We start from the raw sequence: 19,575 nt of genomic DNA, 5'->3' as shown, positions 1-19,575 counted from the left end.
GCTAATATCAATAGCTAATGGCTATTGACTATAGCTTTGGGCTGGGCCACGCTGAGTCCATCACCCACCGCGAACCCGGAACGGAAGACATCATGAGCATCGTCCTCGCCACCACGGTCGACATCACCGCCACCCCCGACGAGGTCTGGGAGGTCCTCTCCGACTTCTCCTCGTACGGCGAGTGGAGCAACTTCTCCCGCATCGACGGAACGCCGGAGCTCGGCACCACGCTGACGATGCGGATGCCCGGGTTCTGGTTCTCGTCCGACGTCACCGACGTCACCGAGGGCCGCCTGCTGCAGTGGTCGGCGACGATCCTGACGGCGCGCCTCTTCCTCGGCGAGCACACCTTCACCCTCGTCGGCAACGACGCCGGCACGACCCGGGTCCACAGCACCGAGACCTTCTCCGGGATCCTCACGAAGCCGTTCGAGGGCCTCTTCGCGAAGAACCATGACGACGGCGGCTACGCGGCGTTCAACGCGGCGCTTAAGGGCCGGGTCGAGGCCCGCGCGCTGCAGGCCGCCTAGCGCCTGCTCAGTACACGAACCACTGCAGCCACTCGCGGTTGTGAGCGTGCACGAGCGCGAGGAACACGACCAGGTCGAAGAGCAGGTGCACGCAGATCACATAGGTGAGCGACTTCGTCTTCGAGAAGATGTAGCCCTGCAGCAGCGCGAAGGGGATCGTGAACGCCGGAGCCCACTCGCGGTAGCCGAGCTCCCAGAGGAACGACACGAAGACCACCGCCTGCAGGATGTTCGCCTGCCACATCGGGAGGTGGCGGCGCAGCACGGCGAACACGACGCAGATGAAGAACAGCTCGTCCCAGATTCCGACGAACCCGACGCCGACGAACAGGCGCGCGATCTCGTCGGGCGCAGAGATCGCCGGCCAGTTCAGGTAGGCGCCCGAGCGGATGAAGTAGAACGGCAGCAGGATCCAGCCGAGCACGACGACCGCCGGCAGGTAGGACTTCTCGAGGGTCGTCCAGCGCTGACCGGTCCGCAGCGGGAAGCGGATGATCCGCCGCTTCGTCCCGTAGTGGTCGATCGCCCAGGGCACGGCGACCGCCGCCGAGAGCACGAACCCCATCAGCGCCATGTTGGGGTAGTCGAGGTTGGCCTCGACCGAGATCGTGCTGACGACGACCAGCCCCGCCGCGATCAGCGACAGGTCGACGGCGAGAGTGCGGTCGATGAGGAGCGCCAGCAGGAGGCTCGCCGCGAGCACGAGGTAGCCCGCGATCGGCAGGCGCAGACCGAACAGCAGCAGTGCCGAGAGCGAGATCCCTGCGGCCGGGGCGAGCGCGGGTTTCACGGTCCCAGGGTAGGCGGAGGATCCTGCTCCGGGGTACTTTCACAGTGAAGTGTTATCACCATGAAGCTATCGTGGTCGGAGGCGGCACGAGGTCGCCTCGGAACGGAAGCGATCCACCATGCCCCCCACCTCCATTCCCCGCGTCCTCGTCACCGGCGCGAGCATCGCCGGACCAGCCCTCGCCTGGGGCCTCGAGCGGTCCGGCTTCGACGTCACACTGCTCGAGCGCTCCCCGGCCCAGCGCGAGACCGGGCAGAACATCGACATCCGCGGGATCGGCCGAGACGTCGTCGATCGGATGGGCATCCGCGAGAGGGTGATGCAGAACCTCACCGGGGAGCAGGGCACCCGGTACGTCGACGACGCGGGGCGCCCCTACGCCCTGTTCCCCCGCGCGGAGGGGGAGGACGGCCCGACCGCCGAGATCGAGATCCTCCGCGGTGCCCTCGCGCAGATCCTCGTCGATCTCGTCTCCGACTCCGTCGACCTCCGGTACGGCGACTTCATCGCGGGGGTCGAGCAGGACTCCGCCGGCGTCGACGTCCGATTCGACAGCGGAGCCGCCGAGCGCTTCGATCTCGTCGTCGTCGCCGAGGGGCGCAGCTCGCGGACACGGCGGCTCCTCTTCGCCGACGAGACCGAGTACCGCGACTTCGGCGTCAGCATCACCTACGGCACGATCGACCGCCTCGACTCCGATGTCGACCAGTGGGACTGGTACACCGCCACGAGGGGCCGGGTCGCCTCGATCCGTCCCGACAACCTCGGGACGATCCGGGCGAGCATGTCGTTCGAGTCCGAGCCGATGGGGTTCGAGACGCTGCCCGTCGACGTGCAGCTGTCGATCCTGCGCGAGCGGTTCCGCGGTGCGGGCTGGCAGACCGAGCGCATCCTCGACGGATTCGACGCTCGCCCCGACGAGTTCTACACCCAGCGGATGGAGCAGGTCGTCGTCTCGCGCTGGAGCAGGGGCCGCGTCGTCCTCCTCGGCGACGCGGCATGGGGATCGGGTCCGACGGGCATGGGCACGACGCTGTCGCTCGTCGGCGCGCACATCCTGGCCGGAGAGCTCGCGGCGGCCGCCGCTCCGCAGCAGGCCTTCGCCCGCTACGAGCGGCTGCTCCGCGGCTACGCCGACAGCGCGCAGGGCCTTCCCCCGGGCGGGGCTCGACTCCTGCACCCGTCGACCCGGGCCGGAGTCAGGGCGATGCGGACCCTGTACCGCATCGCCTCCGCTGCGCCGCTGCGCCGCTTCGCGCAGAGCACCCTGCTCACCAGCGCGCGGAACGTGCCCGACCTGCCGAGCTACCCGAGCCTCGCGAGGTGACGGGCGCCTTCCGCGACACGGCAGAATCCCAGGCATGACCGACCTCCGCTCCGAGACCCTCGAGGCCCTCCGCCGCTACGCGGTGCGCTACCAGGAGTCGTCGCACCACTTCGCGACGTGGATGCGACTCCCCACGACCGACGGCGTGGCACTGGGCGAGATCCTCTGGGCCGAGAACGCGGGCGACCCGCTCTCGGCCGCGCGACTCCGGCTGCGGATCGGTCTGACGTCGGGCGCGACGAACGCCCTCGTCAACCGCCTCGAGGAGCGCGGCCTCGTCCGCCGCAGCCGCGAGAGCACCGACCGGCGCATCGTCAGCCTCCGCGCGACCGAGACGGCACGGCGCGAGAGCAGCGGGTTCCTCGGCAGCCGTGCCGAGGAGCTGGACACCGCCCTCGCGGAGTACGACCCGGCGACCCTCGCGACGATCCGCGACTTCCTCGATCGCTTCGCCGACGTCCTCCCGGTCGGCGAGCCCACCTGATCCGCGAGCCCACCTGATCGACGAGCCGCACCCGCGGCGTGTCTCCTCCGCGTGACGCGCCTGCCGGACGCGTGCGCACGGCAGAATGGGGCGGGATGACCTCCACACCCCCGCCTCTCGGCCTCCTCCTCGACGTCGACGGCCCCATCGCGAGCCCCGTGACCCGCACGATCTCGATCCCGGCGATCGCCGACGACCTCGTCGCGCTCGCCAACGCGGGCATCCCGATCGTCTTCAACACCGGGCGCTCCGACGCGTTCCTCCGCGAGCGGGTGCTGCCCTCGCTCCTCGAGCGCGGTGTCTCGGCCGACGCCCGCATCGTCTGCGTCTGCGAGAAGGGCGCCGTGTGGTTCACGGTCGACTACCGCGGCACCTCCGAGCCGATCGTCGACGAGTCGCTCGCGATCCCGGAGGCGGTGGCGCGCGATCTCGAGCGGATGATCCGCTCCGACTACGACGACCTGGTCTTCTTCGACGAGACCAAGCGCGCGATGGTGTCGGCCGAGCAGCTCGTCGACCTCGCGAGCGAGGACTACCTCGAGCGCCAGCTCGTGTTCGACGCCGATGCGCTGCAGATCATGACGGCCGCGGGCCTCGGTGTCGAGCGACGCGGCATCCGCTACCCGGACGACTCGGGGAAGGTCGAGTACCGCATCGACCCGACCGTCATCTCGACCGACATCGAGTCGAACCGCCTGGGGAAGGACCTGGGCGCCCAGCGCGCCGTCGAGCTGCTCGGCGCGACGGGGGCGATCCCGCAGCGCTGGCGCACGGTCGGCGACTCCCGGAGCGACTACGCCATGGCCGACTGGCTCTTCGAGCACGCCTACGACGTCGCCCACGTCGACGTCCGCCCGGCCGAGGGCGTGCCCGAGAAGCCCTACCCCGTGCTCGTGGTCGACGGCCTGGTCAACGACGAGGCCGGCGCGAGCGTGCTGAAGCGCTGGACCGAGCTCGTCGCCGACGAGACGACCCCCGAGGTCGGCGGCGGGATCTCGCTCCACTCCCGCGACTGATCCGCCACCCCTCGTCCGGATCCGCGGGGGTCGCTAGCGTTCGAGGCATGAGAATCGCAGTCACCGGTGGATCCGGCAAGCTCGGCCGCAGCGTCGTCACCCGCCTCCGGGCATCGGGCCACGACGTGTTCAACCTCGATCGTGCGGGGGAGCGCGGGGCGGGCTTCGTCCGCATCGACGTCTCCGACTACGGCCAGGTCGTCGACGCGCTGCAGTCGGTGAACGACCAGTACGACGGAGTCGACGCCCTCGTGCACCTCGCCGCGATCCCGGCTCCCGGGATGGTCCCCGACATCGCCACCTTCCACAACAACATGACGTCGACGTTCAACGTCTTCCACGCGGCGATCCGCGCGGGCATCCGCACCATCGTGCACGCGTCGAGCGAGACCGTCCTCGGTCTGCCGTTCGACGAGGCGCCGCCCTACATCCCCGTCGACGAGAAGTACCCGGCCCGCCCGGAGTCGGTGTACTCGCTGACCAAGGTGCTCGAGGAAGCGCTCGCCGTCGAGCTCTGCCGCTGGCACCCGGACCTCAAGATGATCGGCCTGCGCTTCTCGAACGTCATGGACGAGGCGGACTACGCCGAGTTCCCGTCGTTCGACTCCGACGCCCTGGCCCGCAAGTGGAACCTCTGGGGCTACATCGACGGCCGCGACGGAGCCCAGGCGGTCGAGAAGGCGCTCGAGCTCGACGCGACCGGGTACGACCGCTTCATCATCGCGGCCGCCGACACCGTCATGACGCGGCCCAACGCCGAGCTGGTCGCCGAGGTCTTCCCCGGCGTCGAGATCCGCGGCGAGCTCGGAGTGAACGACACCCTGCTCTCGATCGACCACGCCCGCGAGGTCCTCGGCTACGCCCCCGAGCACTCCTGGCGCGACTCGCAGAGCTGACGCCACACCGGGAGCCCTCTCGGGAGCACCTCCGGCTCGTAGAAACACGTTCGGCTCGCAGGAATCCGCGGATTCTGCGAGCCGAACGTGGTTTCACGAGCCGGAGGTCAGGTCAGACGCTCAGTCGGGGATGTAGTTGAACGAGTCGGGGTCGGGCCCGGTCCGCTGGTCGCGGTTGAGCGCCGTGATCGCCGTCATCGACTCGTCGTCCAGCTCGAAGTCGAAGAGCGCGAAGTTCTCCTCGACGCGGGCGCGCGTCACCGACTTCGGGAAGACGATGTCGCCGCGCTGGAGGTGCCAGCGCAGCACGACCTGAGCGGGGGAGCGGCCGACGTTGCCGGCGATGCGCGTGATGGCCTCGTCGTCGAGGACGAGCCCCTGCGCGATCGGCGACCACGCCTCCGTGGCGATGCCGTGCTCCGTGCCGTAGGCGCGCAGCTCCTCCTGGGTCAGGTAGGGGTGCACCTCGATCTGGTTCACGGCCGGGACGATGGTCGCCTCGGCGCGGAGGCGGTTGAGGTGGTTGGTCTGGAAGTTGGAGACGCCGATCGCCTTCGCCTTGCCGCTGCGGTAGATCTCCTCCATCGCCTTCCAGGTCTCCAGGTAGTCGCCCACGTTCGGCAGCGGCCAGTGGATCAGGAAGAGGTCGACGTAGTCGAACTGCAGCTCGCCGAGGGTGACGTCGATCGCGGCGAGAGCGTCCTCGCGGGCGTGGAAGCCGTTGTTCAGCTTGCTCGTGACGAAGACCTCCGAGCGGTCCAGGCCGGAGGCGCGGACGGCCTCGCCCACGCCGGCCTCGTTGCCGTACATCTCGGCGGTGTCGATGTGGCGGTAGCCGACCTCGAGCGCCGCGAGGGTGGCGTCCTTGGTCTCGGCGGGGTCGATCTGGAAGACGCCGAATCCCAGCTGGGGGATCTCGACTCCGTTGTTCAGGGTGATCGTGGGGACAGTGTTCTCGTCCGTGCTCATACTCGAGCGTCCTTTCGTCGGTGTGCAGGTTCCAGTCCAGGCCCCGGAGCCTCTCGGCTGCAAGGCCTTGCGCGGCGCGCGAACACGACGAAGGCCCCGGCGCGGACGCCGGGGCCTTCGAGTCGCGTGATGCTTACGCGCGGGACTTGCGGCCCGTGATCGCGCCGTAGATCAGCAGGACGATGATCGCGCCGACCACCGCGAGGATGATGCTGACGAAGTTGAAGCCCATCGGGTCGTCGCGCCCGAAGAGCGCTCCGCCGATGAATCCGCCGAGCAGCGCGCCGACGATGCCGAGGATGATGGTGATGATCCAGCCACCGCCCTGCTTGCCGGGGAGGATGAGCTTTGCGAGTGCCCCGGCGATGAGGCCGAGGACGATCCAACCGATGATGCCCATGGTGTTTTCTCCTTAGTGTCAGTGCTCGATCGGCCGTTCCGATGCGAGCGTCGACGCCGGTCGTGATGGCGTCGTGAGTCGAGTGGTGACGGTCAGCGGAGGGAGCGCTGCACCTTGTCGCGAGCCTTGGCTGCGACCTTGGCGAAGTGCTTCGCTTCACGCTTCGAGGTCTTCTTGAGCTTCTTGCGCGTCTTCTTCGTGGCGGGGTCGTTCCACACGCCGAGCGCGAGATGGCGGAGCTCTTCGTAGCGACCACGGCCGGCGCGAGCGCCGAAGACGTAGGCGGCGAGAGCGACGAGTGCCAGCAGGACGAGGCGGGGATTCATGCAGTGACCCTTCCGACGGAGAGCACGGGGCGTGCTCGTCATCTACTGTGGCTCGCCGGGAGACTCATGACAATTCAGGGCCAGACCATTGACAGCGGCCCCTGTCGTCGTGCGACGCGGGCGCGCTCAGGGTCTCAGGCCGAGGAGCAGGCTCGCGCGCCGAGGTCCGATCCGCTCGCGAAGCGCTCGTGCAGGTAAGCGCCGTAGCCGCCCGCGACGCGGTTGTCGCGGCGGCCGGAGGTGACCACCTCGCCCCGGTCGGTCGCCCCCACCGCCGCGCCGGTCGCGCGCAGCCGGTCGACCAGGCGCACGTCCTCGTGCAGCGCCTCCGCTCCGAAGCCGCCCGCGGCGAGGTAGGCGCTGGCGCGGACGCCGAGGTTCGCTCCGTGGATGCTGCCGATCGACTCCTCCCGGGCGCGGGTGTCGAGCCACCGGCCGTACATCTCCGGGTCCAGGTCGGCGGGCTCGGGGCGCACGGTCCCCAGCAGGGCGTCGTGCTCGCGCGCGTGCTCGACGTGGGCGCGCAGCCAGTCGACCGGCACGATCGAGTCACCGTCGGTGTTCGCCAGCCAGATCCGGTCGGAGGCGGCGCTCGCGTCGGCGAGGGCGTGCGCGATCCCCGCGGCGCGGGCCGCTCCGACTCCGCAGCGCTCGATCTCGAGCACCTCGGCGCCGGCCGACCGGGCGCGCTCGGCGGTCGCGTCCGAGCAGCCGTCGGCCGCGACGACGAGCCGCACTGCGACCCAGGGGTGCGACCGCGAGAGGTGCTCGGCGCTCGCGACGACCGAGGCGACGAGCCCGCCGATGCGCTCCTGCTCGTCGTGCGCGGGGACCACGACGAGGACGTGCTCGATGGGGACCGCCTCGATCACAGCAGCCCCGTTCGCCGCGCGGCCGAGCGCCCGTCGCGGGAGTGCACCTCGAGCAGGACGTCCTCCTCCTCGTGCCGCACCAGCCGGTGCAGGCCGAGGCGCCCGACGGCGCGCTGCACCGCGTCGCCGTCGAGCTCGACGCCCTCGATCGGGTGCCGCCAGTGCACCGTGACCAGATCCCCACCGGGCGCGAGCTCGTCGAGGATGCCCGTCAGAGCGTCCTCGAGCGCCGGCTCCCCGAGGTAGTAGCCGACCTCCGAGAGCACGACGAGATCGAACGGACCCTCCGGCACGCCGCGGGTGATGTCGTGGTGCTCGACCCGGACGTGCTCGAGGGCGGCGAGACGGCGAGCGGCCCGGTCGACCGCGGCGGCCGAGACGTCGACGGCGAGCAGCCGGTCCGCGCGAGCGGCGAGAGCCTCGGCGAGCACGCCGATCGAGGCGCCGATCTCGAGGACCGATCCGTAGCGCTGCTCGGGCAGGCTCGCCAGGGTGAGGGCGCGCTTGCGCTCCTCGTACCAGCGGCTCGTGTACCCCCAGGGGTCCTCGTGCCGCGCGTACAGCTCGTCGAAGTAGCTCATCCGCGCACCCGCACCAGTCGGTCGCCGCCGGCGAAGGTCCGGAGGAAGAGCGGATGCAGCACCGCGTCCGTCCCGCCGGGTCCCGGCGAGGTCTGGCTCCGGTAGCAGTCGAGGGCCGCCCGCTTGCGCCCGGCCGCCTCCGTGTCGAGCTCGACCCGCACCAGCTCGGGCCACGGCACCTCCTCGTGCGCCGGGTCCGCCCAGTGCCACAGCCAGATCGGCGCCGCTAGCGCAGGATGCCCGAGCTCGGCGGCGACCTCGGCGCAGATCTCGCCGACGACGCGGTGGTCGCGGTGGCCGTCGCGCGCCCAGGTCGAGATCAGCAGCACGCTCCCTGCCGGTCCCGAGGCGCGTGCCCGCACCTCGTCGACGATGCGCTCGCGGTGGTCGGGCGTCGCCGAGTCGGGCACCTCGAGGTAGGCGAGTCCGATGCCCTCGCCGAGCCGCGCCAGCGCCTGCTCGGCCTCGTGTCTCCGCTCGTCGGCGAGGTCGGCGGAGGCGTCGCCGTGCGCCGCCGCTCCGTCCGTCACGATCACGACGTCCACCGGTGTCCCGAGACGGCGCGCGAGCGCGATCGTGCCCCCGCAGCCGAGCGTCTCGTCGTCGGCGTGCGCCACGACGACGAGGATCCGCTCGACGGCCGGCGCCGCGAGAAGACCCTGCTCGAGCACGGGGAGGCGGTCGAACCGGCCGTCCGCCCGCCAGACCTCGAGCGGCGTGCCCTCGAGGTGGCCGTCGAAGCTCACCACCGGGCCACCGCCCCGGAGGCGAGGACCGCGCGGCCGAGCGACTCGTCGTCGCGCTCGGCGTGGTGCTGGCGGAGGTAGAGGGAGAGGTCGGCGACCCGCTTGGCGTGCTCGGCGTCGAGGGCGAGCGGAGCCGGTCCGAGCGCCCGGCCGGCACGCAGGAGGATCTCCTCCGCGGCCCCAGCGACGCTCGCGCGGACCCGCTTGGCGAGCAGGGAGCCGTCGGGCCCCTGCGCCCGGCCGTCGTCGATCAGCGCGGCGGCCTCGTCGAGTGCGCGCCGAGCGGCCGACAGCGCCGTGTCGATCGCGCCGAGGTGCGCGAGCAGGTGCGGATCCGCGCGCAGCTCGGCCGCCCGCGCGACGGTCGCCGCCACTCCGAGGGCCCCGCCGTGCCAGCAGGCGGCCACGCCGATGCCGCCCCAGGCGAAGCCGGGCCGCGACAGGTACCAGCCCGCCTCGCCGACCGCCCGGGCCGGTGCCGCGGCGAAGCGGACCGGGCCGCTCGGGATCTCGACGAGACCCCGCGCGTGCCAGGCGCCCGCCTCCGGGACCGCCCGTCCGTCGCCGAGAGCGACGGCGAAGAGACGGCGCTCACCGGAGGCGTCGCCGACGTGCGCGGTGACCAGCGCGGCGTCGAGGCGGTCGGCCAGCGAGCACCACGGCTTCACTCCGTCGAGCAGCCAGTCGGCGCCGGAGGGGCGTGCGACGAGCGGCTCGTCCCCGCCCTCCGCGGCGAACACTCCCCAGGTCGCGTCGGCGGCGATGCCGACGTCGGAGGGGGCGAGTTGCGCCTCGGCGAGGATCGCCCGCGCGTCGAGGTGCGGCTCGACGGCCCTGGCGACCCCGAGGTCGTGCCGGGCGAGCCGCTCCAGCAGCGCGAGGAGCTCGGCGGTGCGACCCGACCCGGGCAGCGGCGCGTCGGCGCCGATCCCGCGGGCCAGGGCGAGCGCGCCGTCGACGTCGTCGGGCAGGCGGTCGTCGGGCAGGGGGGCGGGGTCGAGGGGATCCATCCCACTCGACGCTACGCAGTCCGAGAGCCCCCGGGAGCCCGATTGCCGCGGGAGCCCCCGCGGTGCTAGCGGAGGGACCGCCGTCAGACGCCGAAGTCGAGGGCGTTGATCCGCTGCAGGAGCCCCGCGAACAGCTCGACGTCGCCGACGTCCCAGCGGCGCAGCTCCTCGTGCATCAGCGCCCGGTTCGAGCTGCGGATCTCGCGCAGCCGCTCGGCCGTGCGCTCCGTCACCGCGAGGATCGTCACGCGCCCGTCCGCCGGGTCCGGTGTCCGCGCCAGGAATCCCAGCCGGTCCAGCGCCGAGATCTGGCGGCTCAGCGCCGACTTGTCCATCTCGAGCAGCTCGGCGAGGGCACCGGAGGGGAGCGGGCCGCGACGCTCCAGCGCCGACAGGATCCGGTAGCCGAGCGGCGACAGCTCCGGATGCAGCTGCTCGGCGTACGAGCGCATCGCCGCTCGGAACCGGGTGAGGAGGGTGCTCAGCTCGCCCTCGACCGAGGCGATCGCGGAGTCGGCACCGGGCGACGAGGACGGAGCGGTCATGACTCCATGATTCCCGTCCGGCCACCGCCCCGCCGACTCCGACTTGCGCCGGACCCCTGTCGCGTCGTACGCTCTCCGGAGCCAAAGACCGCCGGTTTCCGGTGTGCGCACGAGCAGGGGCCCAGGCCTCCGCGAGATCGCCACCGGACGAAGGATTCGCAGAGCGAATGGCCCGCGCAGGTGTGCAAGAGAATCAGAACCGCGATTCATCGCGACTCCCGAAGCTCCCGCGCTCCTGCGCCGGAGCTTTTTTCTTTGCCTGCTTTCGGGCTACCGGCACGAGAATTCACAGGAGTAACCATGGCGAACAAGGAAGCCTCGGTCGCCGAGCTCACGGACAAGTTCCAGAGCTCGACCGCCGTTCTGCTGACCGAGTACCGCGGTCTCACTGTTGCTCAGCTCAAGACGCTGCGCAAGGACATCAGTGAGCACGCGACCTACGCCGTGGTGAAGAACACGCTGACCAAGATCGCGGCGAACAACGCCGGGATCACGTCATTCGACGACGAGCTCGCCGGCCCCTCGGCCATCGCGTTCGTGCACGGCGACCCTGTCGCCGTGGCCAAGTCGCTGCGTGCCTTCGCCAAGGCAAACCCTCTGCTCGTGGTCAAGGGCGGTTACTTCGACGGTAACCCGCTGACCGCAGAAGAGGTGGGCAAGCTCGCCGACCTCGAGTCCCGCGAAGTTCTGCTCGGCAAGCTCGCCGGCGCCTTCAAGGCCTCGCTGTTCGGTGCCGCATATCTGTTCCAGGCGCCGCTGTCCAAGGCCGTTCGCACGGTCGAGGCGCTGCGCGAGAAGCAGGAGTCCGCGAGCTGATCCGTTCCCCTCGGGAAACGGTGCGCACGCGGTTCGTAGACAAGAAAAACTAGGAGAAAAATCATGGCAAAGCTCACGCAGGACGAGCTCATCGAGGCTTTCAAGGAGCTCACGCTCATCGAGCTCTCTGAGTTCGTCAAGAAGTTCGAAGAGGTCTTCGAGGTCACCGCCGCCGCGCCCGTCGCCGCTGCAGGCGCCGCCGGACCGGCCGCCCCCGTCGAAGAGGTCGAGGAGCAGACCGAGTTCGACGTCGTGCTCGAGGCCGCCGGCGAGAAGAAGATCCAGGTCATCAAGGAGGTCCGCGCGCTCACCAGCCTCGGCCTCGGCGAGGCGAAGGCAGTCGTCGACGGCGCCCCCAAGGCTGTCCTCGAGGCCGTCAACAAGGAGACCGCCGAGAAGGCCAAGGCCCAGCTCGAGGCCGCCGGCGCGACCGTCACCGTCAAGTAGTCAGCACTCCCCGGCTCCGGCCGGTCGCAGGGCGTCGTCTCCTCGGAGGCGGCGCCCTTCGTCGTTCCCGGGCTGCTTCCGCGCGGGCTCTAGGATCGGAGGGTGACAGCACCCGATCCGCTCGCCGGCCTGCCGGCCCGCGACGTCCCGCCCAGCGAGGTCTCGCTGAGCGAGCTCCTGAGCGACTTCGTCTCGGTCACCCACCGGATCACGCGGCTCGCGGCGCAGGCGACCGACAACCAGGAGTCGCAGGCCGTCTGGCGCACCCTCTCGGTGCTGCTGTCGATGGGTCCGATGCGGCTCGGCGAGCTGGCCGTGCAGAGCCGGGTGTCGCAGCCCACCATGACCAAGATCGTGAAGAACCTCGTCGAGGCGGGCTGGCTCGACCGCATCGCGGACCCGGCCGACGCGCGCGCCTGGCAGATCGCCCTCGCCGGAGCCGGTGCGGACGCGCTCGCGGCGTGGCGCTCGCAGCTCGGCGACGCGCTGACCCCGATCTTCGACGACCTCTCGCCGGAGGACCGCCGCGTCCTCGAGCGCGCGGTCGAGATCATGCACGAGCGCCTCGTGGTGGCCCCGCGCCCCTGACCGTCACGCCCCTGACCGTCACGCCCCTGACCGACACGCCCCTGTCCGTCAGGCCCCGGTCCGCACGCTCCTCGGCGCCGAGGTGCTCGTCCTGATGACGAGGGTGGCCGGGATCGTCGTGTGACGCGCCGGGGGAGGAGCCTCGCCCCGGGCGCCCGCCGCCAGTGCCTCCAGGAGGAGCTCGACCGCCAGCTCGCCCTGCTGCCGTGGATCCTGCCTGATCGAGCTGAGCCCGAACAGCTCGGCGAGGGGATGGTCGTCGATCCCGATCACCGAGAGGTCCTCTGGCACCGACAGGCCGAGCTCGCGCGCCGCGAGGATGATCCCGATCGCGATCTCGTCGGAGGCGGCGAAGATCGCCGTCGGCCGTGTCCTCGGGTCGCCGAGGACCTGCCGGCCCGCCCGGTGCCCGCCCGGGATGTCGAACCTCGTGGGGACGAACGAAGCCGGGTCGTACGGGAGGCCGGACGCGCGCACCGCGTCGCGGAACCCGTCGCGGCGCTTGGTGTGCACGTGGAAGTCCATCTCCTCCTCCGCGAGACCGCCGATGTGGACGATGCGCTCGTGCCCGAGGGAGAGCAGGTGCTCGGTGGCCAGGCGGGCGGCGGCGACGTCGTCGATGCTGAAGGTGGGTATGCCGGGGAGCTCGCCGCCGATGCCGACGACCGGCCTGCCCAGCGCGAGGAGCGCCTCCGTCTCATCGGGCGAGATCTCGAGGGTGACCGCGACGATCGCGTCGACGCGCTTGCGGACGAGGTAGTACTCGAAGACGCTGCGGCGCGCGTCGAGGTGCTTGTCCATCGTGTACAGCAGCAGGTCGTAGCCCGCGGCGAGGAGGGCGTGCTCGATCCCCTCGATGATGCCGCCGAAGAACCACTGGTTGATCCTGGGGATGATGACGGCGATGTTGTTGCTCCGCCCGGTGACCAGGCTCGAGGCGTTCGCCGAGACGACGTAGCCGAGGCTCGCTGCGGCGCCCTCGACCCGCTGCTTGGTGCTCGCCGAGACGTAGCCGCGGCCGCTGAGGGCGCGCGAGACGGTCGCCTTCGAGACCCCGGCGAGTTCGGCGACCTCTTCGATGCCCGGCACGGCGTCCTTCCCGACCGTCCGGCGTCGATGCTGGAAACGGTTCCAGGAATGTATACCCCGTAGGGAGGAGGACGGCCACCTCCGGATCGGCGCCCGAGGCCGAGACCCCCGCTAGAACCCCGGTTCGACGCCGAATCGTTATCTCAGAGAGCGCTCTATCGCGGCCGTTGTGATTTCATCGGAGTTGTGGAAAGGTTTCCCCCCGTGGGTCCCGCCCACAGCAACCCGGTGATCGGCTCGGAGTTCCTCCTGGCCTCGCCGTCAACAGCATCAGAGTCCTGGCGACCTCGGCTTCGAGCCGCCACAGCCCGCCGGTCCCCGGTCGGGTGCGGCTCACCCGGTCGATCCGAGGCCCGATGCTGAATCACCACTCAATGAGGAGGAAGAATGCGGTCATCCCTGCACCGCCGTATCACCGTCCCGGTCGCCGTTCTGGCAGCCGCGGGAATCGCACTCGCCGGCTGCTCCAGCAGCAGTGACCCCAACGACCCCAACGCCGGTGGCGGAAGCGGAGCCGGCTCGGTCGGCACGGCCGACGGCGTCGTCAACGTCTACGGCACCATCAACGGCGACGAGGCCACCCTCCTCGAGGAGTCCTGGAAGGACTGGGAGGACGAGTCGGGCATCGACATCCAGTACACCGGCGACAAGGGCTTCGAGCAGCAGATCGGCATCAAGGTCCAGGGCGGCGACGTCCCCGACCTCGCGATCTTCCCCCAGCCCGGACTCCTCGCCGACACGGTCGCGTCCGGCAAGGTCCAGGAGCTCCCCGAGGCCGCGCTGGCCAACGTCAAGGAGAACTGGTCCGAGGACTGGCAGAAGTACGGCCAGGTCGACGGCACCCAGTACGGCGCGCCGCTGATGGCGTCGGTCAAGGGCTACGTCTGGTACCAGCCGTCGAAGTTCGCCGAGTGGGGCGTCTCGGTCCCCACCACGTGGGACGAGATGGAGGCGCTCGGCAAGACGATCGCCGAGAAGACCGGCGGACCGTCGTGGTGCGCGGGCTTCGCCTCCGACGCCGCGTCCGGCTGGCCGGGCACGGACTGGATCGAGGACGCCGTCCTCCGCGAGGCCGGCCCCGACGTCTACGACTCCTGGGTCGCGGGCGACACCTCGTTCACCGACCCCGAGATCAAGGCCGCGTTCGACTCCGTCGGATCGATCCTCCTCGACCCGACCCAGGTCAACGCCGGCTACGGCGACGTCTCGTCGATCAACTCGACCGCGTTCGGCGACGTCGCGCAGAACATGGCCAACGGCACCTGCGCGCTGACCCACCAGGCCTCGTTCTTCGAGGGCTTCCTCACCTCCGCGGGAGCCACCGTGGCCGAGGACGGCGACGTGTGGGCCTTCCTCACCCCGCCGGTCAACGCCGATGACGACCAGGCCGTCACCGGTGGTGGCGAGTTCGTCGCCGCGTTCTCGAACGACGAGGACACCGCGAAGGTCCAGGAGTACCTCTCGAGCGCCGACTGGGCCAACAGCCGCGTCTCGCTCGGTGGCGTCATCTCCGCGAACAAGGGTCTCGACCCCGAGAACGCGGGCAGCGACGTCCTGAAGGACTCCATCGCGATCCTGCAGAACCCGGACTCGACGTTCCGCTTCGACGCGTCCGACCTCATGCCCAAGGCCGTCGGCTCCGACAGCTTCTTCAAGGGCATGGTCGACTGGATCGACGGATCGAGCACCGACCAGGTCCTCGAGTCCATCCAGGCCGGATACACCTCCTAGCAGTCACCTGGAGGGTCGTCGCTCCCCGGAGCGGCGGCCCTCCTGTGATGTCCCGAGTCGGGACCGCTGCGGCGGACCCGGGTCTAGGCTTCACCTGAGTTCAGAGTCGCACTCGAAAGGGCGTCCATGTCCGCATTCTTCCAGTGGCTGGCGAGCATCCCCCCGCTCGCTCAGATCCCGCTCATCCTGATCGCCTTCGCGGCGGTCGTGGCGATCATCCTCTTCTTCGTCGAGATCGCCCCGCGTCGCGGCACCGGCTACACCGTCATGAGGCTCGCGATCTGCGTGCTCGTGCCCGTCGCCCTGCTCTTCGCCTTCGGTCTCTACAACTCCGTGATGTGGGTCGCCGTGGTCGCGGCCGTCCTCGGCGGTGCGCTCTTCCTGCTCGACTTCCGATCCCGCAAAGGCGCGGGCTACGGTCTCCAGCTGATCGCGTTCATGGCCCCCGCGGGCTTCTTCATCCTCATCGGCCTGATCTACCCGACGATCACCACGGCGCTCAACGCGTTCATGAAGAACGACGGCTCCGGATTCGCGGGGCTCGACAACTTCGTCTGGGTGTTCACCAGCCCCGACGGCATCACGGCGTTCCTCAACACGGTCGTGTGGGTGCTGCTCGCACCGATCACGGCGACGGCGATCGGCCTCGCGTACGCGGTGTTCATCGACAAGAGCCGCGGCGAGAAGTTCTTCAAGCTGCTGGTCTTCATGCCGATGGCGATCTCGTTCGTCGGCGCGTCGATCATCTTCAAGTTCTTCTACGACGTGCGCCAGGGCGAGCAGATCGGTGTCCTGAACGGCATCCTCACCGCCTTCGGCGCCACCCCGGTCGACTGGCTGGGCCTCGAGCCTTGGAACACGCTGTTCCTCGTCGTCGTCCTGATCTGGACCCAGGCCGGCTTCGCGATGACCGTGCTCTCCGCGGCCATCAAGGGCGTCCCGTCCGAGCAGCTCGAGGCGGCGTCGCTCGACGGCACCAACGCCTGGCAGTCCTTCTGGAACGTCACCGTCCCCGGCATCCGCTCCTCGATCGTGGTCGTCCTGACGACCATCTCGATCGCGTCGCTGAAGGTCTTCGACATCGTCTCGGCGATGACCGGCGGCCGCTCCGACACCACGGTCCTCGCGTTCGAGATGGTCCGTCAGTTCCAGCTCGGCGCCCGCAGCGGCTACAGCGCGGCCCTCGCGGTCATCCTGTTCCTCCTGGTCCTGCCGATCGTCGTCTACAACGCCCGCCAGCTCGCGAAGCAGAGGGAGATCCGATGAGCGCCACCCCGATCCAGGTCCCGGTCGATCGCACCACCCAGCGCCGCCTCGCTCGAGGCGAGTCGAAGATCGAGACCGCCAGCGGCAAGGTCAAGAAGGCCACCGCGTCGCGCGGCGCCACCATCGCGGCGCTGATCATCGCGGTCATCTGGACCGTGCCGACGCTGGGGCTGTTCATCTCCTCGTTCCGCCCTGCGAACGACATCAAGACCACCGGCTGGTGGACGATCTTCGCCAACCCGGGGTTCACCCTCGACAACTACGCGAACGCGCTGAACTCGGGCGACAGCCTGACGCTCGGCAAGGCGTTCGTGAACTCGCTCGTGATCACGGTGCCCGCCGCGCTCATCCCGATCACCATCGCCAGCCTCGCCGCGTACGCCTTCGCGTGGATCGACTTCAAGGGCCGCAACACGCTCTTCGTCCTCGTGTTCTCGCTCCAGATCGTGCCGATCCAGATGGCGCTCGTGCCGCTGCTGCAGCTGTTCTCGGACGGCCTGCGCATCGGCAACCTCTACATCCTCCCCGGCCTCGGGGTGAACGGGTTGGACGGCTCGTACGCGAAGGTGTGGATCGCGCACACGGTCTTCGCGCTCCCGCTGGCGATCTTCATGCTGCACAACTTCATCTCGGAGATCCCCGGCGAGGTCATCGAGGCGGCGCGCGTGGACGGAGCCGGCCACGGCCAGATCTTCTTCCGCATCGTCCTGCCGCTCTCGGTGCCGGCGATCGCCTCCTTCGGCATCTTCCAGTTCCTCTGGGTGTGGAACGACCTGCTGGTCGCGACGGTGTTCACCTCCGGGCAGGGCTTGCCGATCACGAAGGCGCTTCAGGATCTCTCGGGCTCCTACGGCCAGTCGTGGGAGCTGCTCACGGCGGGGGCGTTCATCTCCATCATCGTCCCGCTCATCGTGTTCTTCAGCCTCCAGCGGTTCTTCGTCCGCGGCCTGCTGGCCGGCGCCACGAAGGGCTGACGCTCTCCCGCTCCGCCTCCTCGGCCCGGTGCTCCTGCTCGCAGGATCGCCGGGCCGTCGGCGTTGGTGCAGAGCACGACTTCGCCGTGGGCGGAAGCCTCGGGCGGTGTCGGCGGGCGGGGATATGGTCGAGCGATGAGCAGGATGGGTGACGTCGCGGCGGGCGGCGGGATGCGCGGCGGAGGGGCACGCGGCAGGATCTCGAGCAGCGACCCCGACCGCCAGCGGCAGGCCAACGCCGACGCCCCGCGGATCGACGGGCTGTTCCGCCGCATCGCCGAGCTGTTCCGCGATCACCGCGCCAAGCTGAGCCTCACCATCGCGCTCGTGCTGGTCGGCGCGGCGCTGACGGTCGTGCCGCCGCTGCTCACCCAGCTCGCGTTCGACCAGGGGCTCTTCCCCGCGGAGGGCGGGCCGGACTTCCCCGTGCTGCTCGAGCTCGTCGGCATCATGGTGCTCGTCTGGGTGCTGTCGGCGATCCTCGGCGTCTGGCAGACCTACCTGACGGCGACGGTCGGCAACACGGTGATGGGGGAGCTGCGGATCCGGCTCTTCCGGCACCTGCAGGCGATGGAGCTGGGCTTCTTCACCCGCACGCGCACCGGAGTCATCCAGTCGCGCCTCGCGAACGACGTCGGCGGGGTCGCGAGCGTGCTGACCAACACCGTGTCGAGCGTGCTCGGCAACACGGTCACCGTGATCGCGGCCGTGGTGGCGATGCTGCTGCTGTCGTGGCAGATGACGATCGTCGCGCTCGTGCTCACCCCCGTCCTCGTGATCGCGCAGCGCCGGGTGGGCCAGGTCCGCGCGCGCATCGCGACGAAGACGCAGGAGTCGCTGTCCGAGATGACCGCGATCACGCAGGAGACGCTGAGCGTCTCGGGCATCCTCCTGGCCAAGAGCTTCGGACGCCAGGAGTCGGAGGTGACCCGCTACGCCGACGAGAACGGCCGGCAGATCGACCTGCAGGTGCGCCAGCAGATGTCGGGCCAGTGGTTCTTCGCGACGGTGCAGATCTTCCTCTCGGTGATCCCCGTCGTCGTCTACCTCGTCGCCGCGTGGCTGATCCTCGGCGGGACGACCGTGACCGCCGGCACCGTGGTCGCCTTCACGACGGTCCAGGCGCGACTGATGTGGCCGCTGCTCGGCCTGATGCGCGTCGCGCTCGACCTGCAGACCGCCGGCGCCCTCTTCGCGCGCATCTTCGAGTACCTCGACCTCCGCCCGGCCATCGCCGACCGGGCGGACGCCCGCGAGGTCGAGGGGGAGCTCGGCCGGGTCGAGCTCGACGACGTCGTGTTCCGCTACCCCGACCAGACCGACGAGGCGCGGCCGACCCTCGACCACGTCTCGGTGTCGATCGCGCCGGGTGAGTTCGTCGCCTTCGTCGGGCCGTCGGGGGCGGGCAAGACGACCATCTCGTACCTCGTGCCGCGCCTGTACGACGTGACGGGCGGCTCCGTGCGCTTCGCGGGGGCGGATGTGCGCGAGCTGCGCCAGGAGTCGCTCGTGTCGCACATCGGGATCGTCAGTCAGGAGACCTACCTCTTCCACGCCTCGATCGCCGACAACCTCCGCTACGCGCGCCCCGATGCGACCCAGGAGGAGCTCGAGGCGGCGGCGCGCTCGGCGAACATCCACGACACCATCGCGTCCTTCCCCGACGGGTACGACACCCTGGTCGGCGAGCGCGGCTACCGCCTCTCGGGCGGCGAGAAGCAGCGGCTCGCCATCGCGCGGGTGCTGCTCAAGGATCCGGCGGTGCTGATCCTCGACGAGGCGACCAGCGCGCTCGACACGGTCTCGGAGCGGATCGTGCAGACCGCGCTCGACGACGCGTCGCGCGGTCGCACGACGATCGCGATCGCGCACCGGCTCTCGACGGTGGTGTCGGCCGATGTCATCCACGTCGTCGACGGCGGTCGCATCGTCGAGTCGGGCACCCACTCCGAGCTGCTGGTGCGCGGGGGGCTCTACGCCTCGCTGTACGCGCAGCAGGTCGAGACGGCCGTCGGCGCCTGACGGGCCGGCCGGGTCCGGACTCCGGGTCGGACGGGGTGCGATTCGCAGGCGATCGTGGCCCGGGAGCGCCCTCCATCGCGCGATTCCCGCCTGATCGGGGTGCTCCTCCTGCAGATCGCACGGCCTCTTGCAGAGTGCACGGGGCTCGTG

Annotated in this window: 22 protein-coding genes; 12 read left to right on the top strand and 10 right to left on the bottom strand. The window is 70.2% G+C overall.

Annotated elements, in window-relative coordinates; genetic code table 11:
* Positions 1 to 92: 92 nt before the first annotated feature.
* Positions 93 to 530: an SRPBCC domain-containing protein gene (locus tag GRS92_RS05995; RefSeq protein WP_159854263.1), complete on the top strand. Its 438-nt coding sequence runs from the start codon at positions 93 to 95 to the stop codon at positions 528 to 530.
* Positions 531 to 537: 7 nt separating this feature from the next.
* Here GRS92_RS05995 and GRS92_RS05990 read toward each other — a convergent pair whose 3' ends face one another.
* Positions 538 to 1,320 carry a CPBP family intramembrane glutamic endopeptidase gene (locus GRS92_RS05990; protein ID WP_159854261.1) on the bottom strand — a complete coding sequence of 261 codons (783 nt, stop codon included), beginning with the start codon at positions 1,318 to 1,320 and terminating at the stop codon, positions 538 to 540.
* Between the two features lie 118 nt (positions 1,321 to 1,438).
* Between GRS92_RS05990 and GRS92_RS05985 the strand changes: the two genes are divergently transcribed.
* The 4 genes from GRS92_RS05985 (at position 1,439) to GRS92_RS05970 (ending at position 5,043) form a co-directional block, all read left to right on the top strand.
* A complete protein-coding gene (locus GRS92_RS05985) occupies positions 1,439 to 2,647 on the top strand; it encodes an FAD-dependent monooxygenase (RefSeq protein WP_159854259.1) in 1,209 nt (402 codons plus the stop codon).
* Positions 2,648 to 2,681: 34 nt separating this feature from the next.
* A complete protein-coding gene (locus GRS92_RS05980; protein ID WP_159854257.1) occupies positions 2,682 to 3,131 on the top strand; it encodes a MarR family winged helix-turn-helix transcriptional regulator in 450 nt (149 codons plus the stop codon).
* 95 nt (positions 3,132 to 3,226) lie between these two features.
* Positions 3,227 to 4,147: a hypothetical protein gene (locus tag GRS92_RS05975; protein WP_159854255.1), complete on the top strand. Its 921-nt coding sequence runs from the start codon at positions 3,227 to 3,229 to the stop codon at positions 4,145 to 4,147.
* A gap of 47 nt (positions 4,148 to 4,194) precedes the next feature.
* The gene (locus GRS92_RS05970) at positions 4,195 to 5,043 is read left to right on the top strand and encodes an NAD-dependent epimerase/dehydratase family protein (RefSeq protein ID WP_159854253.1); all 849 of its coding nucleotides are present in this window, start codon (positions 4,195 to 4,197) and stop codon (positions 5,041 to 5,043) included.
* Positions 5,044 to 5,163: 120 nt separating this feature from the next.
* Here GRS92_RS05970 and GRS92_RS05965 read toward each other — a convergent pair whose 3' ends face one another.
* The 8 genes from GRS92_RS05965 to GRS92_RS05930 form a co-directional block, all read right to left on the bottom strand.
* Entirely contained in the window at positions 5,164 to 6,012 is an 849-nt protein-coding gene (locus GRS92_RS05965) for an aldo/keto reductase (protein ID WP_159854251.1), read from the bottom strand.
* 133 nt (positions 6,013 to 6,145) lie between these two features.
* Positions 6,146 to 6,412: a GlsB/YeaQ/YmgE family stress response membrane protein gene (locus GRS92_RS05960; RefSeq protein WP_085476966.1), complete on the bottom strand. Its 267-nt coding sequence runs from the start codon at positions 6,410 to 6,412 to the stop codon at positions 6,146 to 6,148.
* A 92-nt stretch (positions 6,413 to 6,504) separates the two neighbouring features.
* A complete protein-coding gene (locus GRS92_RS05955; RefSeq protein ID WP_159854249.1) occupies positions 6,505 to 6,738 on the bottom strand; it encodes a hypothetical protein in 234 nt (77 codons plus the stop codon).
* Positions 6,739 to 6,872: 134 nt separating this feature from the next.
* Complete coding sequence (locus tag GRS92_RS05950; protein ID WP_159854247.1) at positions 6,873 to 7,610, bottom strand: glycosyltransferase; 738 nt, start codon at positions 7,608 to 7,610, stop codon at positions 6,873 to 6,875.
* Positions 7,607 to 8,191 (bottom strand): SAM-dependent methyltransferase, encoded by a 585-nt coding sequence (locus tag GRS92_RS05945; RefSeq protein WP_159854245.1) that lies wholly within the window; start codon positions 8,189 to 8,191, stop codon positions 7,607 to 7,609. Before GRS92_RS05945 ends, GRS92_RS05950 begins: the two co-directional genes overlap by 4 nt.
* Entirely contained in the window at positions 8,188 to 8,940 is a 753-nt protein-coding gene (locus GRS92_RS05940) for a PIG-L deacetylase family protein (RefSeq protein ID WP_159854243.1), read from the bottom strand. Before GRS92_RS05940 ends, GRS92_RS05945 begins: the two co-directional genes overlap by 4 nt.
* On the bottom strand, positions 8,934 to 9,947 hold the full coding sequence (locus GRS92_RS05935) for an acyl-CoA dehydrogenase family protein (RefSeq protein WP_159854242.1): 1,014 nt from the start codon (positions 9,945 to 9,947) through the stop codon (positions 8,934 to 8,936). The genes GRS92_RS05940 and GRS92_RS05935 overlap by 7 nt, the downstream gene beginning before the upstream one ends.
* A gap of 83 nt (positions 9,948 to 10,030) precedes the next feature.
* On the bottom strand, positions 10,031 to 10,492 hold the full coding sequence (locus GRS92_RS05930) for a MarR family winged helix-turn-helix transcriptional regulator (protein WP_159854240.1): 462 nt from the start codon (positions 10,490 to 10,492) through the stop codon (positions 10,031 to 10,033).
* Positions 10,493 to 10,792: 300 nt separating this feature from the next.
* Here GRS92_RS05930 and rplJ point away from each other — a divergent pair, with 300 nt between their 5' ends.
* The 3 genes from rplJ (at position 10,793) to GRS92_RS05915 (ending at position 12,343) form a co-directional block, all read left to right on the top strand.
* Positions 10,793 to 11,308, top strand: a complete 516-nt coding sequence (gene rplJ, locus GRS92_RS05925) for a 50S ribosomal protein L10 (protein ID WP_056041671.1) — start codon at positions 10,793 to 10,795, stop codon at positions 11,306 to 11,308.
* 63 nt (positions 11,309 to 11,371) lie between these two features.
* A complete protein-coding gene (rplL, locus tag GRS92_RS05920) occupies positions 11,372 to 11,755 on the top strand; it encodes a 50S ribosomal protein L7/L12 (protein ID WP_056041673.1) in 384 nt (127 codons plus the stop codon).
* Between the two features lie 102 nt (positions 11,756 to 11,857).
* Positions 11,858 to 12,343, top strand: coding sequence for a MarR family winged helix-turn-helix transcriptional regulator (locus tag GRS92_RS05915; protein WP_235021840.1), 486 nt, complete (start codon positions 11,858 to 11,860; stop codon positions 12,341 to 12,343).
* 48 nt (positions 12,344 to 12,391) lie between these two features.
* Here GRS92_RS05915 and GRS92_RS05910 read toward each other — a convergent pair whose 3' ends face one another.
* Positions 12,392 to 13,432, bottom strand: coding sequence for a LacI family DNA-binding transcriptional regulator (locus GRS92_RS05910; protein ID WP_159854238.1), 1,041 nt, complete (start codon positions 13,430 to 13,432; stop codon positions 12,392 to 12,394).
* Between the two features lie 387 nt (positions 13,433 to 13,819).
* On the opposite strand from GRS92_RS05910, the gene GRS92_RS05905 reads away from it, so the two are divergent.
* The 4 genes from GRS92_RS05905 to GRS92_RS05890 all read left to right on the top strand — a co-directional run bounded on the left by GRS92_RS05905 (position 13,820) and on the right by GRS92_RS05890 (position 19,425).
* Positions 13,820 to 15,163, top strand: a complete 1,344-nt coding sequence (locus tag GRS92_RS05905) for an ABC transporter substrate-binding protein (RefSeq protein WP_159854236.1) — start codon at positions 13,820 to 13,822, stop codon at positions 15,161 to 15,163.
* Positions 15,164 to 15,289: 126 nt separating this feature from the next.
* Positions 15,290 to 16,429 (top strand): carbohydrate ABC transporter permease, encoded by a 1,140-nt coding sequence (locus GRS92_RS05900; RefSeq protein WP_159854234.1) that lies wholly within the window; start codon positions 15,290 to 15,292, stop codon positions 16,427 to 16,429.
* A complete protein-coding gene (locus GRS92_RS05895) occupies positions 16,426 to 17,403 on the top strand; it encodes a carbohydrate ABC transporter permease (protein WP_159854232.1) in 978 nt (325 codons plus the stop codon). Before GRS92_RS05900 ends, GRS92_RS05895 begins: the two co-directional genes overlap by 4 nt.
* A gap of 144 nt (positions 17,404 to 17,547) precedes the next feature.
* On the top strand, positions 17,548 to 19,425 hold the full coding sequence (locus GRS92_RS05890) for an ABC transporter ATP-binding protein (protein WP_159854828.1): 1,878 nt from the start codon (positions 17,548 to 17,550) through the stop codon (positions 19,423 to 19,425).
* Positions 19,426 to 19,575 lie beyond the last annotated feature (150 nt).

It is taken from the genome of Rathayibacter sp. VKM Ac-2754, assembly GCF_009807095.1.
Lineage (GTDB): Bacteria > Actinomycetota > Actinomycetes > Actinomycetales > Microbacteriaceae > Rathayibacter.
This window is presented reverse-complemented; position numbering and strand designations above follow the sequence as displayed.